Origin of the sequence: Bradyrhizobium sp. 142, assembly GCF_023074015.1 — a bacterium.
In the GTDB taxonomy this organism is placed as follows: domain Bacteria; phylum Pseudomonadota; class Alphaproteobacteria; order Rhizobiales; family Xanthobacteraceae; genus Bradyrhizobium.
This window is the reverse complement of sequence record NZ_JADPKQ010000311.1, coordinates 1-19660: the sequence shown is the minus strand read 5'-3', so window position 1 is coordinate 19660 and position 19660 is coordinate 1. Positions and strand designations below refer to the sequence as shown.

General features: G+C 64.7%; 17 protein-coding genes. 13 read left to right on the top strand and 4 right to left on the bottom strand.

Going from position 1 to position 19660, the window contains the following annotated elements:
- The first annotated feature begins 124 nt into the window (after nucleotides 1–124).
- Nucleotides 125–1633, top strand: a complete 1509-nt coding sequence (locus tag IVA82_RS28335) for a glycosyltransferase family 39 protein (protein ID WP_247391094.1) — start codon at nucleotides 125–127, stop codon at nucleotides 1631–1633.
- Nucleotides 1634–1755: 122 nt separating this feature from the next.
- On the opposite strand, the gene IVA82_RS28330 is transcribed toward IVA82_RS28335, so the two are convergent.
- Nucleotides 1756–2565, bottom strand: a complete 810-nt coding sequence (locus IVA82_RS28330; protein ID WP_247391095.1) for a uracil-DNA glycosylase — start codon at nucleotides 2563–2565, stop codon at nucleotides 1756–1758.
- A gap of 137 nt (nucleotides 2566–2702) precedes the next feature.
- Here IVA82_RS28330 and IVA82_RS28325 point away from each other — a divergent pair, with 137 nt between their 5' ends.
- The 4 genes from IVA82_RS28325 (at nucleotide 2703) to IVA82_RS28310 (ending at nucleotide 7752) form a co-directional block, all read left to right on the top strand.
- A complete protein-coding gene (locus IVA82_RS28325) occupies nucleotides 2703–4364 on the top strand; it encodes an electron transfer flavoprotein-ubiquinone oxidoreductase (RefSeq protein WP_247391096.1) in 1662 nt (553 codons plus the stop codon).
- Between the two features lie 306 nt (nucleotides 4365–4670).
- A complete protein-coding gene (locus tag IVA82_RS28320; protein WP_247391097.1) occupies nucleotides 4671–6467 on the top strand; it encodes a tetratricopeptide repeat protein in 1797 nt (598 codons plus the stop codon).
- An 87-nt stretch (nucleotides 6468–6554) separates the two neighbouring features.
- On the top strand, nucleotides 6555–7439 hold the full coding sequence (locus IVA82_RS28315; protein WP_247391099.1) for a 4-(cytidine 5'-diphospho)-2-C-methyl-D-erythritol kinase: 885 nt from the start codon (nucleotides 6555–6557) through the stop codon (nucleotides 7437–7439).
- 142 nt (nucleotides 7440–7581) lie between these two features.
- Nucleotides 7582–7752: a hypothetical protein gene (locus tag IVA82_RS28310; protein ID WP_247391100.1), complete on the top strand. Its 171-nt coding sequence runs from the start codon at nucleotides 7582–7584 to the stop codon at nucleotides 7750–7752.
- Between the two features lie 10 nt (nucleotides 7753–7762).
- Here IVA82_RS28310 and IVA82_RS28305 read toward each other — a convergent pair whose 3' ends face one another.
- Both IVA82_RS28305 and IVA82_RS28300 read right to left on the bottom strand, forming a co-directional pair.
- On the bottom strand, nucleotides 7763–8395 hold the full coding sequence (locus IVA82_RS28305; protein ID WP_247391101.1) for a LysE family translocator: 633 nt from the start codon (nucleotides 8393–8395) through the stop codon (nucleotides 7763–7765).
- 128 nt (nucleotides 8396–8523) lie between these two features.
- Nucleotides 8524–9531: a polyprenyl synthetase family protein gene (locus tag IVA82_RS28300; protein WP_148743092.1), complete on the bottom strand. Its 1008-nt coding sequence runs from the start codon at nucleotides 9529–9531 to the stop codon at nucleotides 8524–8526.
- A gap of 131 nt (nucleotides 9532–9662) precedes the next feature.
- Here IVA82_RS28300 and IVA82_RS28295 point away from each other — a divergent pair, with 131 nt between their 5' ends.
- From IVA82_RS28295 to glyS, 6 genes are all read left to right on the top strand, one after another.
- Nucleotides 9663–9890, top strand: coding sequence for a DUF2007 domain-containing protein (locus IVA82_RS28295; protein WP_148743091.1), 228 nt, complete (start codon nucleotides 9663–9665; stop codon nucleotides 9888–9890).
- The gene (locus IVA82_RS28290; RefSeq protein ID WP_247391102.1) at nucleotides 9883–10650 is read left to right on the top strand and encodes a methyltransferase; all 768 of its coding nucleotides are present in this window, start codon (nucleotides 9883–9885) and stop codon (nucleotides 10648–10650) included. Before IVA82_RS28295 ends, IVA82_RS28290 begins: the two co-directional genes overlap by 8 nt.
- Before the next feature lie 214 nt (nucleotides 10651–10864).
- Nucleotides 10865–11773, top strand: coding sequence for a S49 family peptidase (locus IVA82_RS28285; protein ID WP_247391103.1), 909 nt, complete (start codon nucleotides 10865–10867; stop codon nucleotides 11771–11773).
- A 105-nt stretch (nucleotides 11774–11878) separates the two neighbouring features.
- On the top strand, nucleotides 11879–12070 hold the full coding sequence (locus IVA82_RS28280) for a hypothetical protein (protein ID WP_247391115.1): 192 nt from the start codon (nucleotides 11879–11881) through the stop codon (nucleotides 12068–12070).
- Between the two features lie 254 nt (nucleotides 12071–12324).
- Entirely contained in the window at nucleotides 12325–13272 is a 948-nt protein-coding gene (locus IVA82_RS28275) for a glycine--tRNA ligase subunit alpha (RefSeq protein ID WP_247391104.1), read from the top strand.
- Complete coding sequence (gene glyS / locus IVA82_RS28270) at nucleotides 13272–15482, top strand: glycine--tRNA ligase subunit beta (protein ID WP_247391105.1); 2211 nt, start codon at nucleotides 13272–13274, stop codon at nucleotides 15480–15482. Before IVA82_RS28275 ends, glyS begins: the two co-directional genes overlap by 1 nt.
- A gap of 244 nt (nucleotides 15483–15726) precedes the next feature.
- Here the strand turns inward: glyS and IVA82_RS28265 are convergent, their stop codons facing one another.
- Nucleotides 15727–16080, bottom strand: coding sequence for a DUF1236 domain-containing protein (locus tag IVA82_RS28265; protein ID WP_247391106.1), 354 nt, complete (start codon nucleotides 16078–16080; stop codon nucleotides 15727–15729).
- A 234-nt stretch (nucleotides 16081–16314) separates the two neighbouring features.
- Between IVA82_RS28265 and IVA82_RS28260 the strand changes: the two genes are divergently transcribed.
- Both IVA82_RS28260 and ppdK read left to right on the top strand, forming a co-directional pair.
- Nucleotides 16315–16470, top strand: coding sequence for a DUF3096 domain-containing protein (locus IVA82_RS28260; protein WP_247391107.1), 156 nt, complete (start codon nucleotides 16315–16317; stop codon nucleotides 16468–16470).
- 95 nt (nucleotides 16471–16565) lie between these two features.
- Nucleotides 16566–19505 (top strand): pyruvate, phosphate dikinase, encoded by a 2940-nt coding sequence (gene ppdK, locus IVA82_RS28255; protein WP_247391108.1) that lies wholly within the window; start codon nucleotides 16566–16568, stop codon nucleotides 19503–19505.
- Nucleotides 19506–19660 lie beyond the last annotated feature (155 nt).

Here is a 19660-nt window from a genome sequence, read left to right as displayed (position 1 = left end):
TGCCCGGGACAAGCCCGGGCATGACCGGCAGACGGTCGTTGCCACGACGCGCAGCGCCCTCTATCAAAACAGTCGTGAGCAATAGGGCCGGCTGCACGGGTTGGCTGCATCTTTCGGACGTTGCATGCGGTTTACCTCCCTGGTCATCGAGCTCATTCGCGCCCGGCCGCGGCTGATCGTGTGGATCGCCGTGCTGTTGCAGGCTGCGATGTGGCTGTTCGTGGCGCTGGTGTTCTACCGCAGCCCGCCCGGCAACCTCGCGACCCTGCTCGCCTTCGGCCGCGAATACCAGGTCGGCACCGATCTCGGCCCGCCTCTGGCCGTCTGGCTCGCCGACATCGCCTATCGCGCTGCCGGCGGCCACATGTTCGGCGTCTATGTGCTGGCCGAGCTGTGCGAGATCGCGACCTTCGTCGCGCTCTATCATCTGGCGCGCGCGGTGATTGGCGCCCAGCAGGCGGTGCTCGCCGTGCTCTTGACCATGACGCTGCTGGTCTTCTCATCCTCCGCGCTCGATTTCGGTCCGCTGGTGCTGGCGCGCCCGCTCTGGGCGCTGCTCCTGCTGCATTCCTGGCAACTCATCGGCCAGCGCCGCGGCAATGGCTGGTTCGCCTGGTCGATTGAAGCCGGGCTGTTGCTGCTCACGACGCCCGCGGCGATCTATCTCTTGCTGCTGCTTGTTATCTTCGCGCTCACGACCGCCGGCGGGCGCAGGACGCTGCGGGCGCTCGATCCGTTGTATGCGCTGGTCGTGGTCGCCGTGCTGGTGCTGCCTTATGCCATCTGGGTGATGCGCGCGGAGACGCTGACCGTGCCGGCCTTGCCGCAGCACTCGGAATTGAATGGCCGCGCGCTGAACGCGGCCTGGCTGCTCGGCGGCCTCGTGCTGGGCGCGGTGACGATCCCGGTCCTGGCCTTCCTCAACAGCCGCTGGTTCGCCGGCAAGGGCGACGAGGCACCGATCATCTACCGGCCGCGGGTCGAGCCGCTCGCGCGCAATTTCGTCTACTTCTTCGCGCTTGCGCCGGCGCTCGGCGGGGTCGTCATCTCCGGCCTGTTCGGGCTCGACGGCGTCGTCGGCGGTGCCGGCGCCGTGCTGCTGATGTCGGGGCTTGCCATGGTCGTCGCGGCCGGCGATCTCATCGCGATGCGCCGCGCGCGGTTGCTGCGCATGGTGTGGGCTGCCGCCGTGGCGGCGCCGGCTGCCGGCGTCGTGCTGGCATCCCTGCTGCTGCCCTGGACCGGCACCGGCGAGATCGCGACCTCGATGCCGGCCCGCGAAATCTCGGACTTCTTCGACGAGAGCTTTTCCCGCCGCACCAACCATCGCCTGCGCGCGGTCGCCGGCGAGACCCAGCTTGCGAGTCTGATCACGCTGCATTCCGGCCGGCCGCATCTGTTCATCGATGCCGAGCCTGCGCGCACGCCCTGGATGACGCCGGCAAGGTTCAGCGAGAGCGGCGGCGTCGTGGTCTGGCGCGCCTCCGACACTGCCGGTACCCCGCCGCCCGACATCCTCAAGCGCTTTCCCGGCATCGTGCCGGAAGTGCCGCGCGCCTTCGAATGGCTGGTGACCGGACGCCAGCAATTGCTGCGCATCGGCTGGGCCATCGTGCGGCCGAAGGGGACGTAAGTCGCACGCGCGCGCTCCCCCTCGTCATTGCGAGCGCAGCGAAGCAATCCAGAGTTTTTCCGCGGTGACAGTCTGGATTGCTTCGCTGCGCTCGCAATGACGGGGATGGGTCGTTCTGCGCCTCACGCGCCCGCCATCACCTTCGCGATTGCCCGCAGATCCTGCCAGGCCAGGCGCTTGTAGGACGGCGAGCGCAATAGATAGGCCGGGTGGAACGTCGGTAGCGCGCGGATGGTGCGCGCGCCGGTGTTGTAGTCGAACCAGCGGCCGCGGGTGCGCATGATGCCATCGCGCGTCGACAGCAGCGTCTGCGTCGAGGGATTGCCGAGCGTCACCAGCACGTCCGGATTCACCAGCTCAATCTGGCGCTGGATGAAGGGCAGACAGATCTGCGTCTCCTGCGGCGTCGGCGTGCGGTTGCCGGGCGGCCGCCACGGGATCACGTTGGCGATGTAGGCCGTGCTGCGGTTGAGCCCGATCGCGCCGATCATGAGGTCGAGCAGCTTTCCGCTGCGTCCGACGAAGGGCAGCCCTTCAATGTCTTCATCGCGGCCGGGCGCCTCGCCCACGAACATGATGCGCGCCTGCGGATTACCGTCGGCGAACACCAGCCGCGTCGCCGTATGTTTCAACGCGCAGCCCTCGAAGCTCTGCATCAGCTCGCGCAGCGCCTCCAGCGTCGGGGCGGTGCGCGCGGCCTCGCGGGCAGAAGCGATCGCGACCTCTGGTGCGGGCGCAACCTCACCGCGGATCACGGCCGGCGCGGCGACTGGCCGCGGTGCCTCGACCGGGGATGCTGCGCGTGGGGCCGGCGGCGGGGCGTCCGCCTCGGCCAGCCGGTCGATCGATTCCTCTGCGAGCGCGCAGTCGACACCGGCCTCCAGATAGAAGGCGAGAAGCTCTCGGACGGTGGGTGCGGGTTCGGGGATCATTTGGAAAATCGGACTTTTATATCAGTTTGGGGCGGCTTGCATCCCAATGGAACGCATTTCCGTGGTTGTCCTACCCGGAAAAATCGGAAACAAGGGAGCGCAAACGACCAAGGAACCGTCTCAAGGGCTGAGATCAGATGAGCACCGAAGAACTTCCCCCGCGCGAATCCATGGAATTCGACGTCGTCATCGTCGGCGCCGGCCCCTCCGGCCTTGCGGCCGCGATCCGGCTGAAGCAGCTCAACGCCGATCTCAACGTCGTCGTGGTGGAGAAGGGCTCCGAGGTCGGTGCGCATATTCTTTCGGGCGCGGTGATCGATCCGGCCGGGCTCGACAAGCTCGTCCCGGACTGGCGCGAGGATTCCGATTGCCCGCTGAAGACGCAGGTGAAGGACGATCGCTTCTACTGGATGACGGCTGGCGGCGCGATCAAGCTGCCGAACTTCATCATGCCGCCGCTGATGGACAATCATCACTGCTATATCGGCTCGCTCGGCAATGTCTGCCGCTGGCTGGCGCGCAAGGCGGAGGCGCTCGGCGTCGAGATTTATCCCGGCTTTGCCGCGACCGAGGTGCTGTATGACGAGCGGGGCGCGGTGAAGGGTATCGCCACCGGCGACATGGGCATTGGCAAGGACGGCAAACCGAAGGACTCCTTTACCCGCGGCATGGAATTGCTCGGCAAGTACACGCTGTTCGCGGAAGGCGCCCGCGGCAGCCTGACCAAGCAGCTGATCAACAAGTTCGCGCTCGACGCCAACAGCGAGCCGTCGAAATTCGGCATCGGCCTCAAGGAGGTCTGGCAGATCGACCCCGCCAAGCATCAGAAGGGTCTGATCCAGCACTCCTTCGGCTGGCCGCTCGACCTGAGGACCGGCGGCGGTTCGTTCCTCTATCATTACGACGACAATCTCGTCGCCGTCGGCTTCGTCGTGCATCTCAATTACAACGATCCGTATCTGTCGCCGTTCGACGAGTTCCAGCGCTTCAAGACCCATCCCTCGATCCGCGGCACCTTCGAAGGCGCCAAGCGGCTTGGTTATGGCGCGCGCGCCATCACCGAAGGCGGCTACCAGTCGGTGCCGAAGCTCAGCTTCCCGGGCGGTGCCCTGATCGGCTGCGCGGCCGGCTTCGTCAACGTCCCGCGCATCAAGGGCGTGCACAATGCGATGGGGACCGGCATGCTCGCCGCCGAGCAGGTCGCGGCCGCCATCGCTGCCGATCGCGCCAATGACGAGATCGTCGAGTACGAGAACGCCTGGCGCTCGTCGTCCGTCGGCAAGGATTTGTTCCTGGTCCGCAACGTCAAGCCGTTGTGGTCGAAGTTCGGCACCATGATCGGCGTCGCGCTCGGCGGCTTCGACATGTGGTGCAACACGCTGTTCGGCGGCTCGCTGTTCGGGACCCAGTCGCACGCCAAGCCCGATCGCGCGACGCTCGATCCGGCAAAGAACCACGTGCCAAGGAGCTATCCGAAGCCGGACGGCAAGATCACCTTCGACAAGCTGTCCTCGGTGTTCCTGTCCAACACCAATCACGAGGAGGACCAGCCGGTCCATCTCAAGGTGACCGACATGAACCTGCAGAAGACGTCCGAGCACGACGTCTTCGCCGGACCCTCGAACCGTTATTGCCCGGCCGGCGTCTATGAGTGGGTGGAGGAGGGCACGAGCCCGCGCTTCCAGATCAACGCCCAGAACTGCGTCCACTGCAAAACCTGCGACGTGAAGGACCCCAACGGCAACATCACCTGGGTTCCTCCGGAGGGCAGCGGCGGGCCGAATTACGAGGCCATGTAATCGCGAGGCCATGTGAGGCCGAATCTCAGGTCTGCCGACGCGGGCAATGTGACGCACGTTCGCGTGAGGAACGGGGTAGCCGACGGCCGCCGCAGCCACGATACGGCCATAGTAAGAGCGTTTTGGGCGGCTAGGGCCGGTTGTGGCGCGCGGAGGGGATCGCCCGGTCCGAATCCTTGCGGCGAAGCGCCAAAAGCGGCATTGTTCGCCCTGACGGTTCCGGGTCCCGATGCCACCGGCCGCGTTCGCATGCGAGACGGCCTTTTTGCTCCAAACCCTGGCACTACCAACTCAAGGCGAGCCCTGATGTTCTCAAATCGTTTCAACCGCTTGACCGTTGCTGCCATCGCCCTCCTGGGCACAGCGATCGCGACGGTCCCCGGCGGGGTCATGGCGCAGACGCCGGATCATCCGGCCGACACGGCGGCGCAGTTTCCGACCCGAAATGACCTGAAGGCGCTCACGACCTCCGGCAGCTATCTCGCCGCCCGCCACGCCAGCGTCGAGCGCGATGCGGCGTCCGCCGCCGCCTTCTACCGCTCCGCGCTGCGCAGCGATCCCAAGAACAACGAGCTGCTCGACCGCGCCTTCATTTCCTCGGTTGCGGACGGCGACATTGATGAAGCGGTCAAGCTCGCCGAGCGCATCCTCACCATCGACAAGACCAATCGCGTCGCACGTCTCGTCGTCGGCGTGCACGATCTCAAGTTCAAGAAGTACGCGACCGCGCAGAGCAACATCAACCAGTCGATCCGCGGTCCCATCACTGATCTCGTCGCCACGCTGCTGTCGGGCTGGGCCGCCTATGGCGCCGGCGACGCCAAAGGCGGTATCGCCGCCATCGACAAGCTGGCCGGTCCCGAATGGTATCCGCTGTTTAAGGATCTCCACGCCGGCATGATCCTCGAGCTCGCCGGCAAGGAGAAGGACGCGGGCGTCCGCTTCGAGCGCGCCTACAAGCTCGACGATTCCATGCTGCGCATCACCGAGGCCTATGGCCGCTGGCTGTCGCGCAACAAGGATTCCGCCGCTGCGACCGCCGTCTATCAGGCCTTCGACAAGAAGCTCGCCCGTCATCCGTTGATTCAGGAAGGCCTGCGCGAGACCAAGGCCAGCAAGAAGATGCCGCCGTTGGCCGATTCCGCGCAAGCCGGTGCGGCCGAAGCTCTCTACGGCATCGGCGCTACCCTGACCCGCCGCGGCGGCGAGGACCTCGCGCTGGTCTATCTCCAGCTCGCGCTCTACCTCCAGCCCACCCATCCGCTGGCACTGCTGTCGCTCGCCGATCTCTACGAGTCCGTGAAGCGGCCGCAGATGGCCATCAAGGTCTATGAGCGCGTGCCGTCGTCCTCGCCGCTCAAGCGCAATGCGCAGATCCAGCTCGCGGTCGATCTCGATTCCGCCGACCGCACCGACGAGGCGATCAAGATCCTCAAGGGCGTCGTCAGCGAGGATCCGAAGGACCTCGAAGCCATCATGGCGCTCGGCAATCTCGAGCGCGGCCGCAAGAAGTTCGGCGACTGCGGTGCGACCTATTCGCAAGGCATCGACGTGCTGCCGGCCGGCAACGACAAGGCCAACAGCGTCTGGTACTATTACCGCGGCATCTGCGAGGAGCGCTCCAAGCAGTGGGGCAAGGCCGAAGCCGACATGAAGAAGGCGCTCGAGCTCCAGGCCGACCAGCCGCACGTCCTCAATTATCTCGGCTATTCCTGGATCGACCAGGGCGTGAACCTCGACGAAGGCATGAAGATGATCAAGCGCGCCGTCGAGCAGCGCCCCGACGACGGCTACATCGTCGACTCCCTGGGCTGGGCCTATTACCGCATCGGCAATTACGAGGAGGCGGTGAAGAATCTCGAGCGTGCGATCGACCTCAAGCCCGAGGATCCCACCATCAACGATCACCTTGGCGACGCCTATTGGCGCGTCGGCCGTACACTGGAAGCCAAATTCCAGTGGGCCCATGCCCGCGATCTCAAGCCCGAGCCGGAGGAGCTGCCGAAGATCGAGGCCAAGATCGCCAACGGCATGTCGGACGATAATTCGAACTCTTCGGCGGCGCAGGCCGAGAAGAAAAAGGATGACGGCAAGGGCGGCTGATCTGTGCGCATGATCCGGAATGGCGGGTAATAGCTTTCCGACAAAATCATGCGAAAGAAGGAAGTAAGGTGTGGGGGCGTGTCGCCGATGCCGGCGTTGGTTGAAGAAGGACGGGCGAAGGTCAATTTGAGCCTTCGCGTCGTCGGCCGTCGCACTGACGGCTATCATGATCTCGAAAGCGTGGTTGCGTTTGCGGACTGTGCCGATCGCCTCACGCTGGAGCCGGGCGGCGAGCTGAAGCTCACTACCACAGGGCCGCTCGCGGCGGCTTGCGGCGACACTGCTGACAATCTCGTGTTCAAGGCGGCTAAGCTGTTGGCCGAGGCCGTGCCAAACCTGAAGCTGGGTGCCTTCGCACTCGACAAGGTGCTGCCGGTCGCGGCCGGCATCGGCGGCGGCTCGGCCGATGCGGCTGCGGCGCTGCGGCTGCTCGCGCGCCTCAACAATTTGTCGCTCGACGATCCCCGCTTGAAGAAGGTTGCGCTCGCGACCGGCGCCGACGTGCCGGTGTGCCTGCTTTCGCGCGCCTGCGACATGACCGGTGTCGGCGAGCAATTGCTGCCGCTCGCGCTGCCGAGCATGCCCTGCGTCATGGTCAATCCGCGCGTACCGGTCGCGACCAAGGACGTGTTCCAGGCGCTCGGCCTGCGTAATGGCGAGCTGCTGGTCGGCGCCACCTCGGTCTTCGGGGCCGCGGCCTGGCCGGAGGAGGGCGCCTCGATTGCCGATTGGGTCGACGTTCTCGAAACCGTCGCCAACGACCTCGAAGCTCCCGCGATGCGCATCGAGCCCGTGATCGGCGACGTGCTGGGGGCACTGCGCGACTCCGCAGGCGTCAAGCTCGCCCGCATGTCCGGCTCCGGCGCGACATGCTTTGCGATCTTCGGCGAGATCGCTGACGCCCGCACCGCCGCCGAAAAAATCCGGCGCGATCACCCCGGCTGGTGGGTCCATTCGGGGACGCTGAGCTAGGATGTCTTCGTTAAGCCCGGGGAGAGTTCCGCCTTGTCGCGGAACTGGGTGAGACCAGTGCCTTTCTCGAGGCCCGGCTGGATCTTCGCCAACGAAAGCACTAGCCTTCATCCGCGCAACCAAATGCCAACGGAGGTTCTCCGTGGAACATCGCGGCATCAGTTTCTCGATTGTCGAAATGAGCTTTCCGCACGGCTGGAGATGGACCGTCGGAAAGGGCAAGACAGTTACGGTCGGCGTCTGCGCCACCAGGCAGGATGCGATCCGTCAGGCCCAGACCTTTATCGACGCAGTTGTGGATTGGGCCGTCTAGATTCCCGACTCTAGCCGGGCACGGGCCGCCGCGCCAATGCGAGTGACAAGCCGAGGCCGGCGATGAAGACGCCGGAGCCTTGCGTCAGGCTCCGCATCAGGTGCGGCCGGCCGATCAGTTGCGTGCGCGTTGCAGAAGCCATCAGCACCACGACGCCGTCGGCGAGCGTGTTCAGCGCCACCGAGATCGCGCCGAGCGCGATGAATTGCAGCGTGGGACTCGATGCTGCCGGATCGAGGAACTGCGGAATGAAGGCGAGGAAGAACGCCGCGGTCTTCGGGTTCAGCGCCTCGACCAGCACGCCGTCTCGGAACGCTCGCTTGTCGCCGACAGCTTCGCTCTCAAGCGACAGAACGCGGCCGGCGCTGCGAAACGTGCGAACGCCGAGCCAGACCAGGTAGAGCGCGCCGACGAACTTCACGACGGCGAACAGTTCGGCACTGGCGAGGATGATCGCGGAGATACCGAGGCTGCCCGCCAGCACATGGACCAGACCGCCCAGAGCTGTGCCCGCGGTCGACGCGAATCCGCTCGTCCGCCCTTCCGACAGCGTTCGGGCCGCCACGTAGAAGATGCCGGGGCCAGGAATTGCGGCAATGACGAGTGCGGCCGCCAGGAATAGCCAGAAATTCGTTGCGCTCATCCTGTTGTCGTAGCGCTGTCTGGCGTGATTGCAAGTGCTCTCGTCTTACCGGCCGGCTACACCCAGGCCGTGCATCCTTCGAGGCGTCAGCCGCGATGCCGGGCATCGCGCCGCTTGCGCCATAGCACCTAATGCGACCGCGCCAGGCAGAACGCCACGACCTGCTCCAGTGCGCTCTTCATCGGCGACGACGGGAATAGCGCCAGTGCGTCGACCGCCATGGCACCGTAGTGCTGGGCGCGGCTCAGCGTGTCCTCGAGCGTGCGGTGCTTGTTCATCAGGCCGAGGGCGTGGTCAAGATCGCCGTCGCCGATCTCGCCGCGCTCGAGCGCCCGGATCCAGAACGCGCGTTCGGTGTCATTGCCGCGGCGGAAAGCGAGCACGACGGGAAGCGTGATCTTGCCTTCGCGAAAATCGTCGCCGGTGTTCTTGCCGAGCTTGGCGCTCTTGCCGCCATAATCGAGCACGTCGTCGACGAGCTGGAAGGCGATGCCGAGATTCATGCCGACCGAGCGGCAGGCGGTCTGCTCGGCCTTCGGGCGGTTGGCGATCACCGGCCCGACCTCGCAGGCGGCCGCGAACAGCTCGGCGGTCTTGCCGCGGATCACGGCGAGATATTCGTCCTCGGTGGTTGCGGTGTTCTTGGCGGCGGCAAGCTGCATCACCTCGCCCTCGGCGATGGTCGCGGCGGCGGCGGACAGGATGTCGAGCGCGCGGAGCGAGCCGACCTCGACCATCATGCGAAAGGCCTGGCCGAGCAGGAAGTCGCCGACCAGCACGCTCGCCTCGTTGCCCCACAGCATGCGCGCCGAGAGCTTGCCGCGGCGCAATTCGCTCTCGTCGACAACGTCGTCGTGCAGAAGGGTCGCGGTATGCATGAATTCGACGGAGGCGGCGAGCTTGACGTGGCCATCGCCGGTGTAGCCGGCGAGGTTGGCCATGGCGAGCGTCAGCATCGGGCGTAATCGCTTGCCGCCGGAGGAGATCAAATGGTTGGCGACCTCGGGGATCATGGTTACTTCAGAGCCGGTTCGCGACAAAATCGTCGCGTTGACGCGCTCCATGTCGGGAGCAACAAGGGCAACCAGCTCTTCGATCGACGCGCCGGGGGTTTCGAAAGGTACGATGACGGCCACGCCGGTCTCCAATATTTGCCCCGGAGGGGCTATTCTGATGGAAAGACAATAGAAACTGGACGCGGATGCGGCAAGGGCCGCGGAACCATTGACATTGCAGGTTCAACCCCGTCAGGCAGGAGTCCTGTGTTTTGCGAGAACTGGTTCGGACCAACGATATGGTGCTGGTGTCGGCAATCGGCGCGCTGCTCGACGGCGCCAACATCCATCACCTGGTGCTGGACCAGAACATGAGCATCATCGAGGGCTCGCTCGGCATTTTGCCGCGGCGGATCCTGGTCCATGAGGACGATGCGAAGGAGGCCCGGCAGCTTCTGACCGATGCCGGGCTCAGCCACGAACTGCGCGGCGATGAGTGAGACCTTGCCCGACCTCACCGAGGATGCGTTTCTCGGCGGGCAGCTGCGTCTGAAGCAGAAGCGGTCGGGCCACCGCGCGGGACACGACGCTATCCTGCTCGCGGCGGCGACGGAGGCCCGGGCAGACGACCGCGTGGTCGATCTCGGCGCCGGCGTCGGCACGGCCGGGCTGGCGCTGGCCCGGCGCGTGGCCGGCATCAACCTCCGCCTGGTCGAGATCGATCCGGAGCTGGCAGAGCTCGCGCGCTCCAATGCAGCGGCAAATGCGATCGCTGCCGAGGCGATCGTGCTCGACATCGCGGCCGACGCACAGGCCTTCGCGGCAAATCGCCTTATGCCCGACAGTGCCGACATTGTGATGATGAACCCGCCCTTCAACGATTCCACGCGGCATCGCGGTTCGCCGGACGAGGCGCGGCACATCGCGCATGTGGCGACCAAGGAAACGCTGGACGCCTGGGTGCATGCGGCGCGGCGCATCCTCCGATCGAACGGCGTGCTGACTTTGATCTGGCGTGCGGATGGGATAGCAGAGGTTTTGGCAGCGCTGTCACGCGGCTTCGGCAGCCTGTCGATCCTGCCGGTTCACGGTGAGGCGGGGCGGCCGGCGATCCGTCTGCTGGTGCGCGCAGTCAAAGGCGGCCGCGCGCCGACGCGATTGCTGCCGGGCCTCACGCTCAACGAAGAGTCACATGTGCCCAAAAAAGAGGTGACGGATATTCTGGAAGGGAGAGCGGCTTTGCCGTTGTCGGAGTCGTGACGGCTTACTGCGGAAGCGATTCCGACTGCTGTTCTTGCGGCGAAGTGAAGCGAATCGCTGTGAAAAGCGCCCCGATCAACAGTATCAGCAGATAGATTTTCATGTCGCTCTCCGCTGGCGCATTGCAGCCTCCCAACGGGAAATCTGCAAAACACGTTCCAGGCACTTCCAATGACAGTCGCGTGATAAGAAATGGTTAATCAGAGGTAATGGCATGGCCGAACAATTGAACGATCGCGAAGGTTCCGGCCTGCCCGACAAACTGATGCAATATCTGCCTGCGCGCTTCCGTCCCGGCACGGCGGTGGTGCCGGTGGTGCGGCTATCCGGCGTGATCGGCGCGGTGACGCCGCTGCGTCCAGGCATGACGCTCGCGGGCCTCGCGCGGGTGCTGGAGCGCGCCTTCGCGGTCCGCAACGCCAAGGCGGTGGCGCTGGTGATCAACTCGCCCGGCGGCTCGCCGGTGCAGTCGCGCCAGATCTATCTGCGCATCAAGCAGCTCGCGGCCGAGAAGAAGCTGAAGGTTTTGGTGTTCGTCGAGGACGTCGCGGCGTCCGGCGGCTACATGATCGCCTGCGCGGGCGACGAGATCATTTGCGATCCATCCTCGATCCTCGGCTCGATCGGCGTGGTCGGCGGCAGCTTCGGTTTCCAGGAGGCGATCAAGCGGCTCGGCATCGAGCGGCGCCTGTACACCGCCGGCTCGCACAAGGCGATGCTCGATCCGTTCCTGCCCGAAAACCCTGATGACGTGGCGAAGCTGAAGGCGATCCAGCGCGAGATCCACCAGATCTTCATTGCGCTGGTGAAGGAGAGCCGCGGCGTGCGGCTGAAGAGTGCCGACGACACATTGTTCACCGGAGAGTACTGGGCCGGCGAGAGTGCGATCGCTCTAGGGCTCGCCGATGGCATCGGCGATCTCCGCTCAACTCTTCGTGCCCGCTATGGCGAGCAGGTTCTCACCCCCGTGATCGCACAGCCGAGCGGGCTGCTGTCCGGCCTTCTGGGGCGCAAATCGCCCGGCGCCGGCCAGCTTGCGGCCCTGGAATCGATGGCCGGTCTGCCGGACGAGCTGATTTCAGCGGTCGAAACCCGCGCGATTTGGGCAAAATTCGGGTTCTAGCCGGCACCCTGCCGCGCCATTTGGCCTCTCGGTGAGCCAATTGCGGCGCGGCCCGGTCTGCGCAAGAATGTCCGTGGGGGCTGAGCATTGAACAAGGATCGACCGATGCCGCCGTTCGTCGCTTTCGCGGGCGTCCTAGGCGGGCTTGCCGTGGTCCGCTGGGCCTACAAGACCGCTATCCGGATCAACCAGGAGCTGGAGGAGATGCGCCTGTCGCGCGTCGCCGAGGCCGCCCACATGGGGGAAATCCGGACGCTGAAACAGGACCCGGTGACCGGAGCTTACCGGCCGGGTTAGTTCTCTCCGCGCGCAAGGTGATCTCCCTCTCCCGCTTGCGGGGGAGGGGTAGGGAGGGGGTGTCTCCGCAAGCGAGACGCCCAAGAGGATAGAGCCCTCTCCCGGCGCTCTTGGGACGATGCTTCGCATCGCCCGGCGCGCGCCGACCTCTCCCGCAAGCGGGAGAGGTAAGAAGCACCCCTTCGCCTTGATTCCCATCCCCGCCGTCGATACGGTCCCGCGCGATTCATCCCCCGCGAGAGCCTGATTTGACGATGGACGCCTCATTGCCCGCCCATATGCGCCCGGAACGCTCGTTCCAGGGTTTTATCCTCGCGCTCCAGCGGTTCTGGGCCGAGCAGGGCTGCGTCATCCTGCAGCCCTACGACATGGAGATGGGCGCAGGCACCTTCCATCCGGCCACCACCCTGCGCGCGCTCGGGCCAAAGCCCTGGAACGCCGCCTATGTGCAGCCCTCGCGCCGGCCCAAGGATGGCCGCTACGGCGAGAACCCGAATCGGATGCAGCACTACTACCAGTTCCAGGTGATCATGAAGCCGTCGCCGCCGAACCTTCAGGAGCTGTACCTGAAGTCGCTCGCCGCGATCGGCATCGATTCCGCCGTGCACGACATCCGCTTCGTCGAGGACGACTGGGAGAGTCCGACGCTGGGCGCCTGGGGTCTCGGATGGGAGTGCTGGTGCGACGGCATGGAAGTGAGCCAGTTTACCTATTTCCAGCAGGTCGCGGGCTTCGAATGCGCGCCGGTCGCGGGCGAGCTCACCTATGGGCTCGAGCGCCTGGCGATGTATGTGCAGGGCGTCGACCGCGTCTATGATCTCAATTTCAACGGCCGCGACGGTGACGCCAAGGTCACCTACGGCGACGTCTTCCTGCAAGCCGAGCGGGAATATTCGCGGCATAATTTCGAAGTCGCCGACACCACGATGCTGTTCGAGCAGTTCAAGATGGCGGAAGCCGCCTGCAAGAAATATCTCGACGCGGGTTGGCAAAAAAAATCTGAATCGGGCAAGCGCGAGGCGCATTTGATGGCGCTGCCCGCCTACGACCAGTGCATCAAGGCAAGCCACGTGTTCAATCTGCTCGATGCGCGCGGCGTGATCTCGGTGACGGAGCGGCAGAGCTACATCTTCCGCGTGCGCGAACTGGCAAAGGCCTGCGGCGAAGCCTGGATGCACACCGAAGCCGGTGGAGCGGCCTGATGCCCGATCTGTTGCTTGAACTGTTCTCGGAAGAAGTCCCCGCCCGCATGCAGGCGAAGGCGGCCGACGATCTGCGCCGCATGGTCACCGACAAGCTCGTCGCCGAAGGTCTCGTTTATGAGGGCGCGAAAGCCTTCGCGACGCCGCGCCGCCTGGCGTTGACCGTGCACGGCATCCCTTCGCGCCAGCCCGATCTGAAGACCGAACGCCGCGGGCCGAAAATGGGCGCGCCCGATGCGGCCGTGCAGGGCTTCTTGAAAGCGACGGGTTTGACATCGCTCGACGAAGCCAAGATCCAACGCGACCCCAAGGGCGATTTCTACATCGCGCTGATCGAGAAGCCGGGCCGCCCGGCGATCGACGTGCTCGCCGAAATCCTCCCTGTCATCATCCGCACCTTCCCCTGGCCAAAATCGATGCGCTGGGGCGCGCGCTCCGGCAAACCAGGCTCGCTGAACTGGGTGCGCCCGCTGCACGCAATCACCGCCACGTTCGGCCTCGAGACCGAAGAGCCGGATGTCGTGAAGTTCTCGGTGGACGGCATCGAGGCCGGCCAGACCACCTATGGCCATCGCTTCATGGCACCGGCACCAATTCAGGTGCGCCGCTTTGAGGACTACGAAGCCAAGCTGAAGGCCGCGAAGGTCATCCTCGATCCGCAGGCACGCAAGAACATCATCCTCGCTGACGCCAAGGAGCTGGCGTTCGCACAGGGACTTGAGCTGGTCGAGGACCAGGTGCTGCTGGACGAGGTTTCGGGTCTCGTCGAATGGCCGGTCGTCATGATGGGATCGTTCGAGAAGGAGTACCTCGCGATTCCGGACGAGGTGATCCGCGCCACCATCCGCAACAACCAGAAGTGCTTCGTCGTTAGGGATCCCAAGACGGGCAAGCTGACCAACAAATTCGTTCTCACCGCCAATATCGAGGCGGCCGACGGCGGCAAGAGCATCGTCGCCGGCAACGAGCGCGTCATCCGTCCGCGGTTGTCCGATGCGAAGTTCTTCTATGAGACCGACCTGAAGACGAAGCTGGAGGAACGGCTGCCGAAGTTCGAGCAGATCGTGTTCCACGAGAAGCTCGGTACGCAGGCGGAGCGGATTAAGCGCATCGCACGCCTCGCCGCCGAGATCGCGCCGCTGGTGGGCGCCGATGTCAGCAAGGCCAAGCGCGCCGCGCATCTGGCAAAGGCGGATTTGCTGACCGAAGTCGTCGGCGAATTCCCGGAAGTGCAGGGGCTGATGGGCAGGTACTACGCGCTGGCCCAGGGCGAAGACGCCTCTGTCGCCGCGGCCTGCGAGGAGCACTACAAGCCGCAGGGGCCCGCTGATCGCGTGCCGACCGATCCGGTGAGCGTCGCAGTGGCGTTCGCCGACAAGATCGATACGCTGGTTGGGTTCTGGGCGATCGACGAGAAGCCGACGGGATCGAAAGATCCTTACGCGTTGCGGAGAGCAGCGCTCGGCGTGATTAGGATCATCGTCGACAACAATCTGCGCCTTCCGCTTTGGAAGCTGCTCAGCCAGCACGCCGTCCAGATAACGTCTATCCTCTACGAGGAAGGAATCGATTTGATCGCTGAGCTGTCCGATTGGATTGGCGACGCGCAATACGCCGAGATTCCGAGCATTTCATTTTCGAACAAGGTGACGGAGTCGGCCTACAAGGTGCTGAAGCCCCGCGTTCACGATCTGCTCGCCTTCTTCGCCGACCGCCTGAAAATCCAGCTCCGCGAGCAGGGCGCGCGGCACGATCTCGTCGACGCCGTGTTCGCGCTCGGCGGTCAGGATGATCTGTTGATGATCGTCCGCCGCGTCGAGGCGCTCGGCAAATTCCTCGAGAGCGACGACGGCAAGAATTTGCTCGCCGGCATCAAGCGCGCCAGCAATATCCTTGGCATCGAGGAGAAGAAGGACAAACGCAGCTTCGATGGCGCGCCGGAGCCTGCGCTCTACAGCCTCACCGAGGAGAAAGTGCTGGCCAAGGCAATCGGTGAGGTGAAGGCGGACGCCAGTGCCGCCGTTGCCAAGGAGGATTTTGCCGCGGCGATGAGCGCGATGGCAAAGCTGCGTCCCCCGGTCGATGCATTCTTCGAGAAAGTTCGTGTCAACGACGACGACCCGAAGGTGCGCGAGAACCGGCTGAAGCTGCTAAATGAGATCCGCAGCGCCACGCGTGCGGTCGCGGATTTCTCGAAGATCCAGGATTAACTGCGCAACAATTGAGCCTGTCATTCCGGGGCGCGCGAAGCGCGAGCCCGGAATCCATTCATCGTCATGCGCTGTGGCCCGATGGATTCTGGGCCCAAGCCTTCGGCATGTCCCGGAATGACGGTGGTGAGCGTAAGGCAAAAAAGCCCCGCCCGGCGGGGGGAGGACCGGGCAGGGCCTGATGTCCGATTTAAACTGCATGCGCCGGTCTCGATCGGCGCGCCGGACATCGAGTTGAACTGAATTAGTCCAGCACCTCGACGATGCGCCGCGAGCGCGGCTCGACCAACACGGTTTCGCCGTTCACGACGGTGTAGCGGTAGGTGGTGGCGCCGAAACGCTGCGGGACGTCATAATAAGTGACGCCGGCATCGGGTAAGGTGGCACCGACCACCACGCGACCCGGAATGCTGAAAGCCGGCACACGTTGTTCGACGACATAGTCGCGGAAAGCCGGCCGCTGTTCGACCGCGATGGTCGGGCCGCTGTCGACCACGGCGGGCGCGCGGCCCACCGTGACATCGCTTTGCGCCTGCGCTGCGACCGGCGAGCCAATCGCGGCCGCGAGCGCTGCAAGAGCAAGAATCCTGTTCCGCATAGGCAACTCCTTCGACGTGATTTTCGGGAAGCGCCAGTGGCGCGACTGGTTGCCAATGCATGCGTCCAGGCAATGTTCCGGCAAATGCGCGGCCACATTCGAGGCAATTTCAGGCAGTTTTCGCGAAGCGTGGAACCTGCGCCACCCCTAACGCGTCTCTCCCCGCGGAACTCGGTCCGCTATGATCTGCCCCGCGATTCGCCTCACGCTACCCCAAGTCTGGAAAGATAATTCATGCACATCACCGTCGCCCACATTTCGCCAATCCTATCGCTGATTGCGGGCGTGCTCATCCTGATCATGCCGCGGCTCCTCAATCTGATCGTCGCGATCTTTCTCATCATAAATGGTGCGATCGGGCTCGGATTATTGAGGTGGCTCCATCTCTAGGCCTTCATTTTCCGGAACTCTTCGACTTGCGCCCGCCCGCCCAAAGTGGTGTAAGCGCGCGATTTCCCATTCCTCTCGCAGGTTGTATGCAAGCTATGGCCAAAGCCGCCTCGAAGCCCAATAAAACTCCAGCGAAAATGCCAGCGAAATCAAAGTCCTCCGCCAAGGCGAAAGCTGCGCCGGCGGCTCGCAAGGCGCTTCCGAAGAGCGCCTCGAAACCGGTCGCCAAATCAGCTGCGAAGCCCGTTGCCAAGCCGGCCGCGAAGGCTGCGACCAAGCCGGCTGTGCCGAAGGTTGCCGCCAAAACCGCGCCCATCAAGCCAGCACCGGGCAAGGCGGCGCCCGTCGCGGCCAAGGCGGGCAAGTGGGTCTACACGTTCGGTGACGGCAAGGCCGAGGGCAGCGCCGAGATGCGCGACCTGCTAGGCGGCAAGGGCGCCAACCTCGCCGAGATGGCCAATCTCGGGCTGCCGGTGCCTCCGGGCTTCACCATCCCCACCTCGGTCTGCACCTACTTCTATGCACACGACAAGACCTATCCGAAGGAGTTGCAGTCGCAGGTTGAGAAGGCGCTCGACTATGTCGGCAAGTTGACCGGCAAGGTGTTCGGCGACGGCAAGAACCCGCTGCTGGTCTCGGTCCGCTCCGGCGGCCGCGCCTCGATGCCGGGCATGATGGATACCGTGCTCAATCTCGGCCTCAACGACGAGACGGTGGAAGCGCTGTCGGAGCTCTCGGGCGATCGCCGCTTCGCCTATGACAGCTATCGTCGCTTCATCACCATGTATTCCGACGTGGTGCTCGGGTTCGAGCATCATCACTTCGAGGAGATCCTCGATACCTTCAAGGACAGCCAGGGCTACACGCTCGACACCGATCTGTCCGCCGAGGACTGGGTCGAACTGGTCGGCAAGTACAAGGACGCTGTCGCGCGCGAGATCGGCAAGGATTTTCCGCAGGACCCGCACGACCAGCTCTGGGGCGCGATTGGTGCCGTGTTCTCCTCCTGGATGAACACGCGCGCGGTGACTTATCGCAGGCTGCACGACATTCCGGAATCCTGGGGCACCGCGGTCAACGTGCAGGCGATGGTGTTCGGCAACATGGGCGAGACGTCGGCCACCGGCGTTGCCTTCACCCGCAATCCCTCGACCGGCGAGAGCAAGCTCTACGGCGAGTTCCTGATCAACGCGCAAGGCGAGGACGTGGTCGCGGGCATCCGCACGCCACAGGACATCACCGAGGACGCGCGGAAGGAGTCGGGCTCCGACAAGGCGTCGATGGAATCGGCGATGCCGGAGGCCTTCAAGGAGCTGACGCGGATCTACACGCTGCTCGAGAAGCACTACCGCGACATGCAGGACATGGAGTTCACGGTCGAGCAGGGCAAGCTCTGGATGCTGCAGACCCGCGGCGGCAAGCGTACCGCCAAGGCGGCGCTGCGCATCGCCATCGAGCTCGCCAATGAAGGCCTGATCACCAAGAAGGAGGCGGTGACGCGGATCGATCCGGCCTCGCTCGATCAGCTGCTGCATCCGACCATCGATCCCGACGCCAAGCGCGACGTGATCGCGACCGGCCTGCCGGCCTCGCCCGGTGCTGCCTCCGGCGAGATCGTGTTCTCTTCGGATGAGGCGGCAAAGCTTCAGGGCGATGGGCGCAAGGTCATTCTGGTTCGGATCGAGACCAGCCCCGAAGACATCCACGGCATGCACGCCGCCGAAGGCATCTTGACCACCCGCGGCGGCATGACCTCGCATGCGGCGGTGGTCGCGCGCGGCATGGGCAAGCCCTGCGTCTCCGGCTGCGGCACCATCCGCGTCGATTACGGCCGCGGCACCATGAGCATCGGCTCGCGCACCTTCAAGACCGGCGACGTCATCACCATCGACGGCTCGCTCGGCCAGGTGCTCGCCGGCCGCATGCCGATGATCGAGCCGGAGCTCTCCGGCGAGTTCGGCACGCTGATGAACTGGGCCGACCAGGTCCGCAAGATCGGCGTCCGTGTCAATGCCGACACGCCCGAGGACGCCCGCACCGCAATCAAGTTCGGCGCGGAAGGCATCGGTCTGTGCCGCACCGAGCACATGTTCTTCGAGGAGACGCGCATCCGCACGGTGCGCGAGATGATCCTCTCCGAGGACGAGCAGTCGCGCCGTGCTGCACTTGCCAAGCTGCTGCCGATGCAGCGTGCCGACTTCGTCGAGCTGTTCGAGATCATGAAGGGCCTGCCCGTCACGATTCGCTTGCTGGATCCGCCGTTGCACGAGTTCCTGCCGCACACCCATGCCGAGGTCGAGGAAGTGGCGCGCGCCATGAACACCGATCCCAGGCGTTTGGCCGACCGCGCGCGCGAGCTGTCGGAGTTCAATCCGATGCTCGGATTCCGCGGCTGCCGTATCGCGATCGCCTATCCGGAGATCGCCGAGATGCAGGCGCGTGCGATCTTCGAAGCCGCTGTCGAGGCCGAGAAGCGAACCGGCAAGGCCGTGGGCCTCGAGGTGATGGTGCCGCTGATCGCGACCAAGATGGAGCTCGACCTCGTCAAGGCGCGCATCGACGCCACCGCGAAGGCGGTGATGCGCGACACCAACACCAAGCTCGCCTATCAGGTCGGCACCATGATCGAGCTGCCGCGCGCTTGCCTGCTCGCGGCCGAGATCGCGCAGTCCGCGGAGTTCTTCTCCTTCGGCACCAACGATCTGACGCAGACCACCTACGGCATCAGTCGCGACGATGCGGCGGGCTTCCTCGGGACCTATGTGTCCAAGGGGATTCTCCCGATCGATCCTTTCGTCGCGCTCGACCAGGAAGGCGTCGGCGAGCTTGTCAAGATCGGCGTTGCGCGCGGCCGTAAGACGCGTCCCTCGCTCAAGGTCGGCATTTGCGGCGAGCACGGCGGCGATCCGGCTTCGGTCGCGTTCTGCCACACGATCGGCCTCGACTACGTCTCCTGCTCGCCCTACCGCGTGCCGATCGCACGTCTGGCCGCCGCGCAAGCCGCGCTCGGCAAGGCGGTTGCGAGCCAGGCGTAAGCAAACACCGAGACAACAGTTGAGAAAGAGGCGGGGCCAAACCCCGCCTCTTTTCGTTGGTGTGCCGAGCATGTTCGACAGCTTGGAGGTGGAAGTCCTTTACCCAGCCTGATGGCGGCGAAGGGTTAGCGAAGCGCAAGGGCGTCATCGCGAGA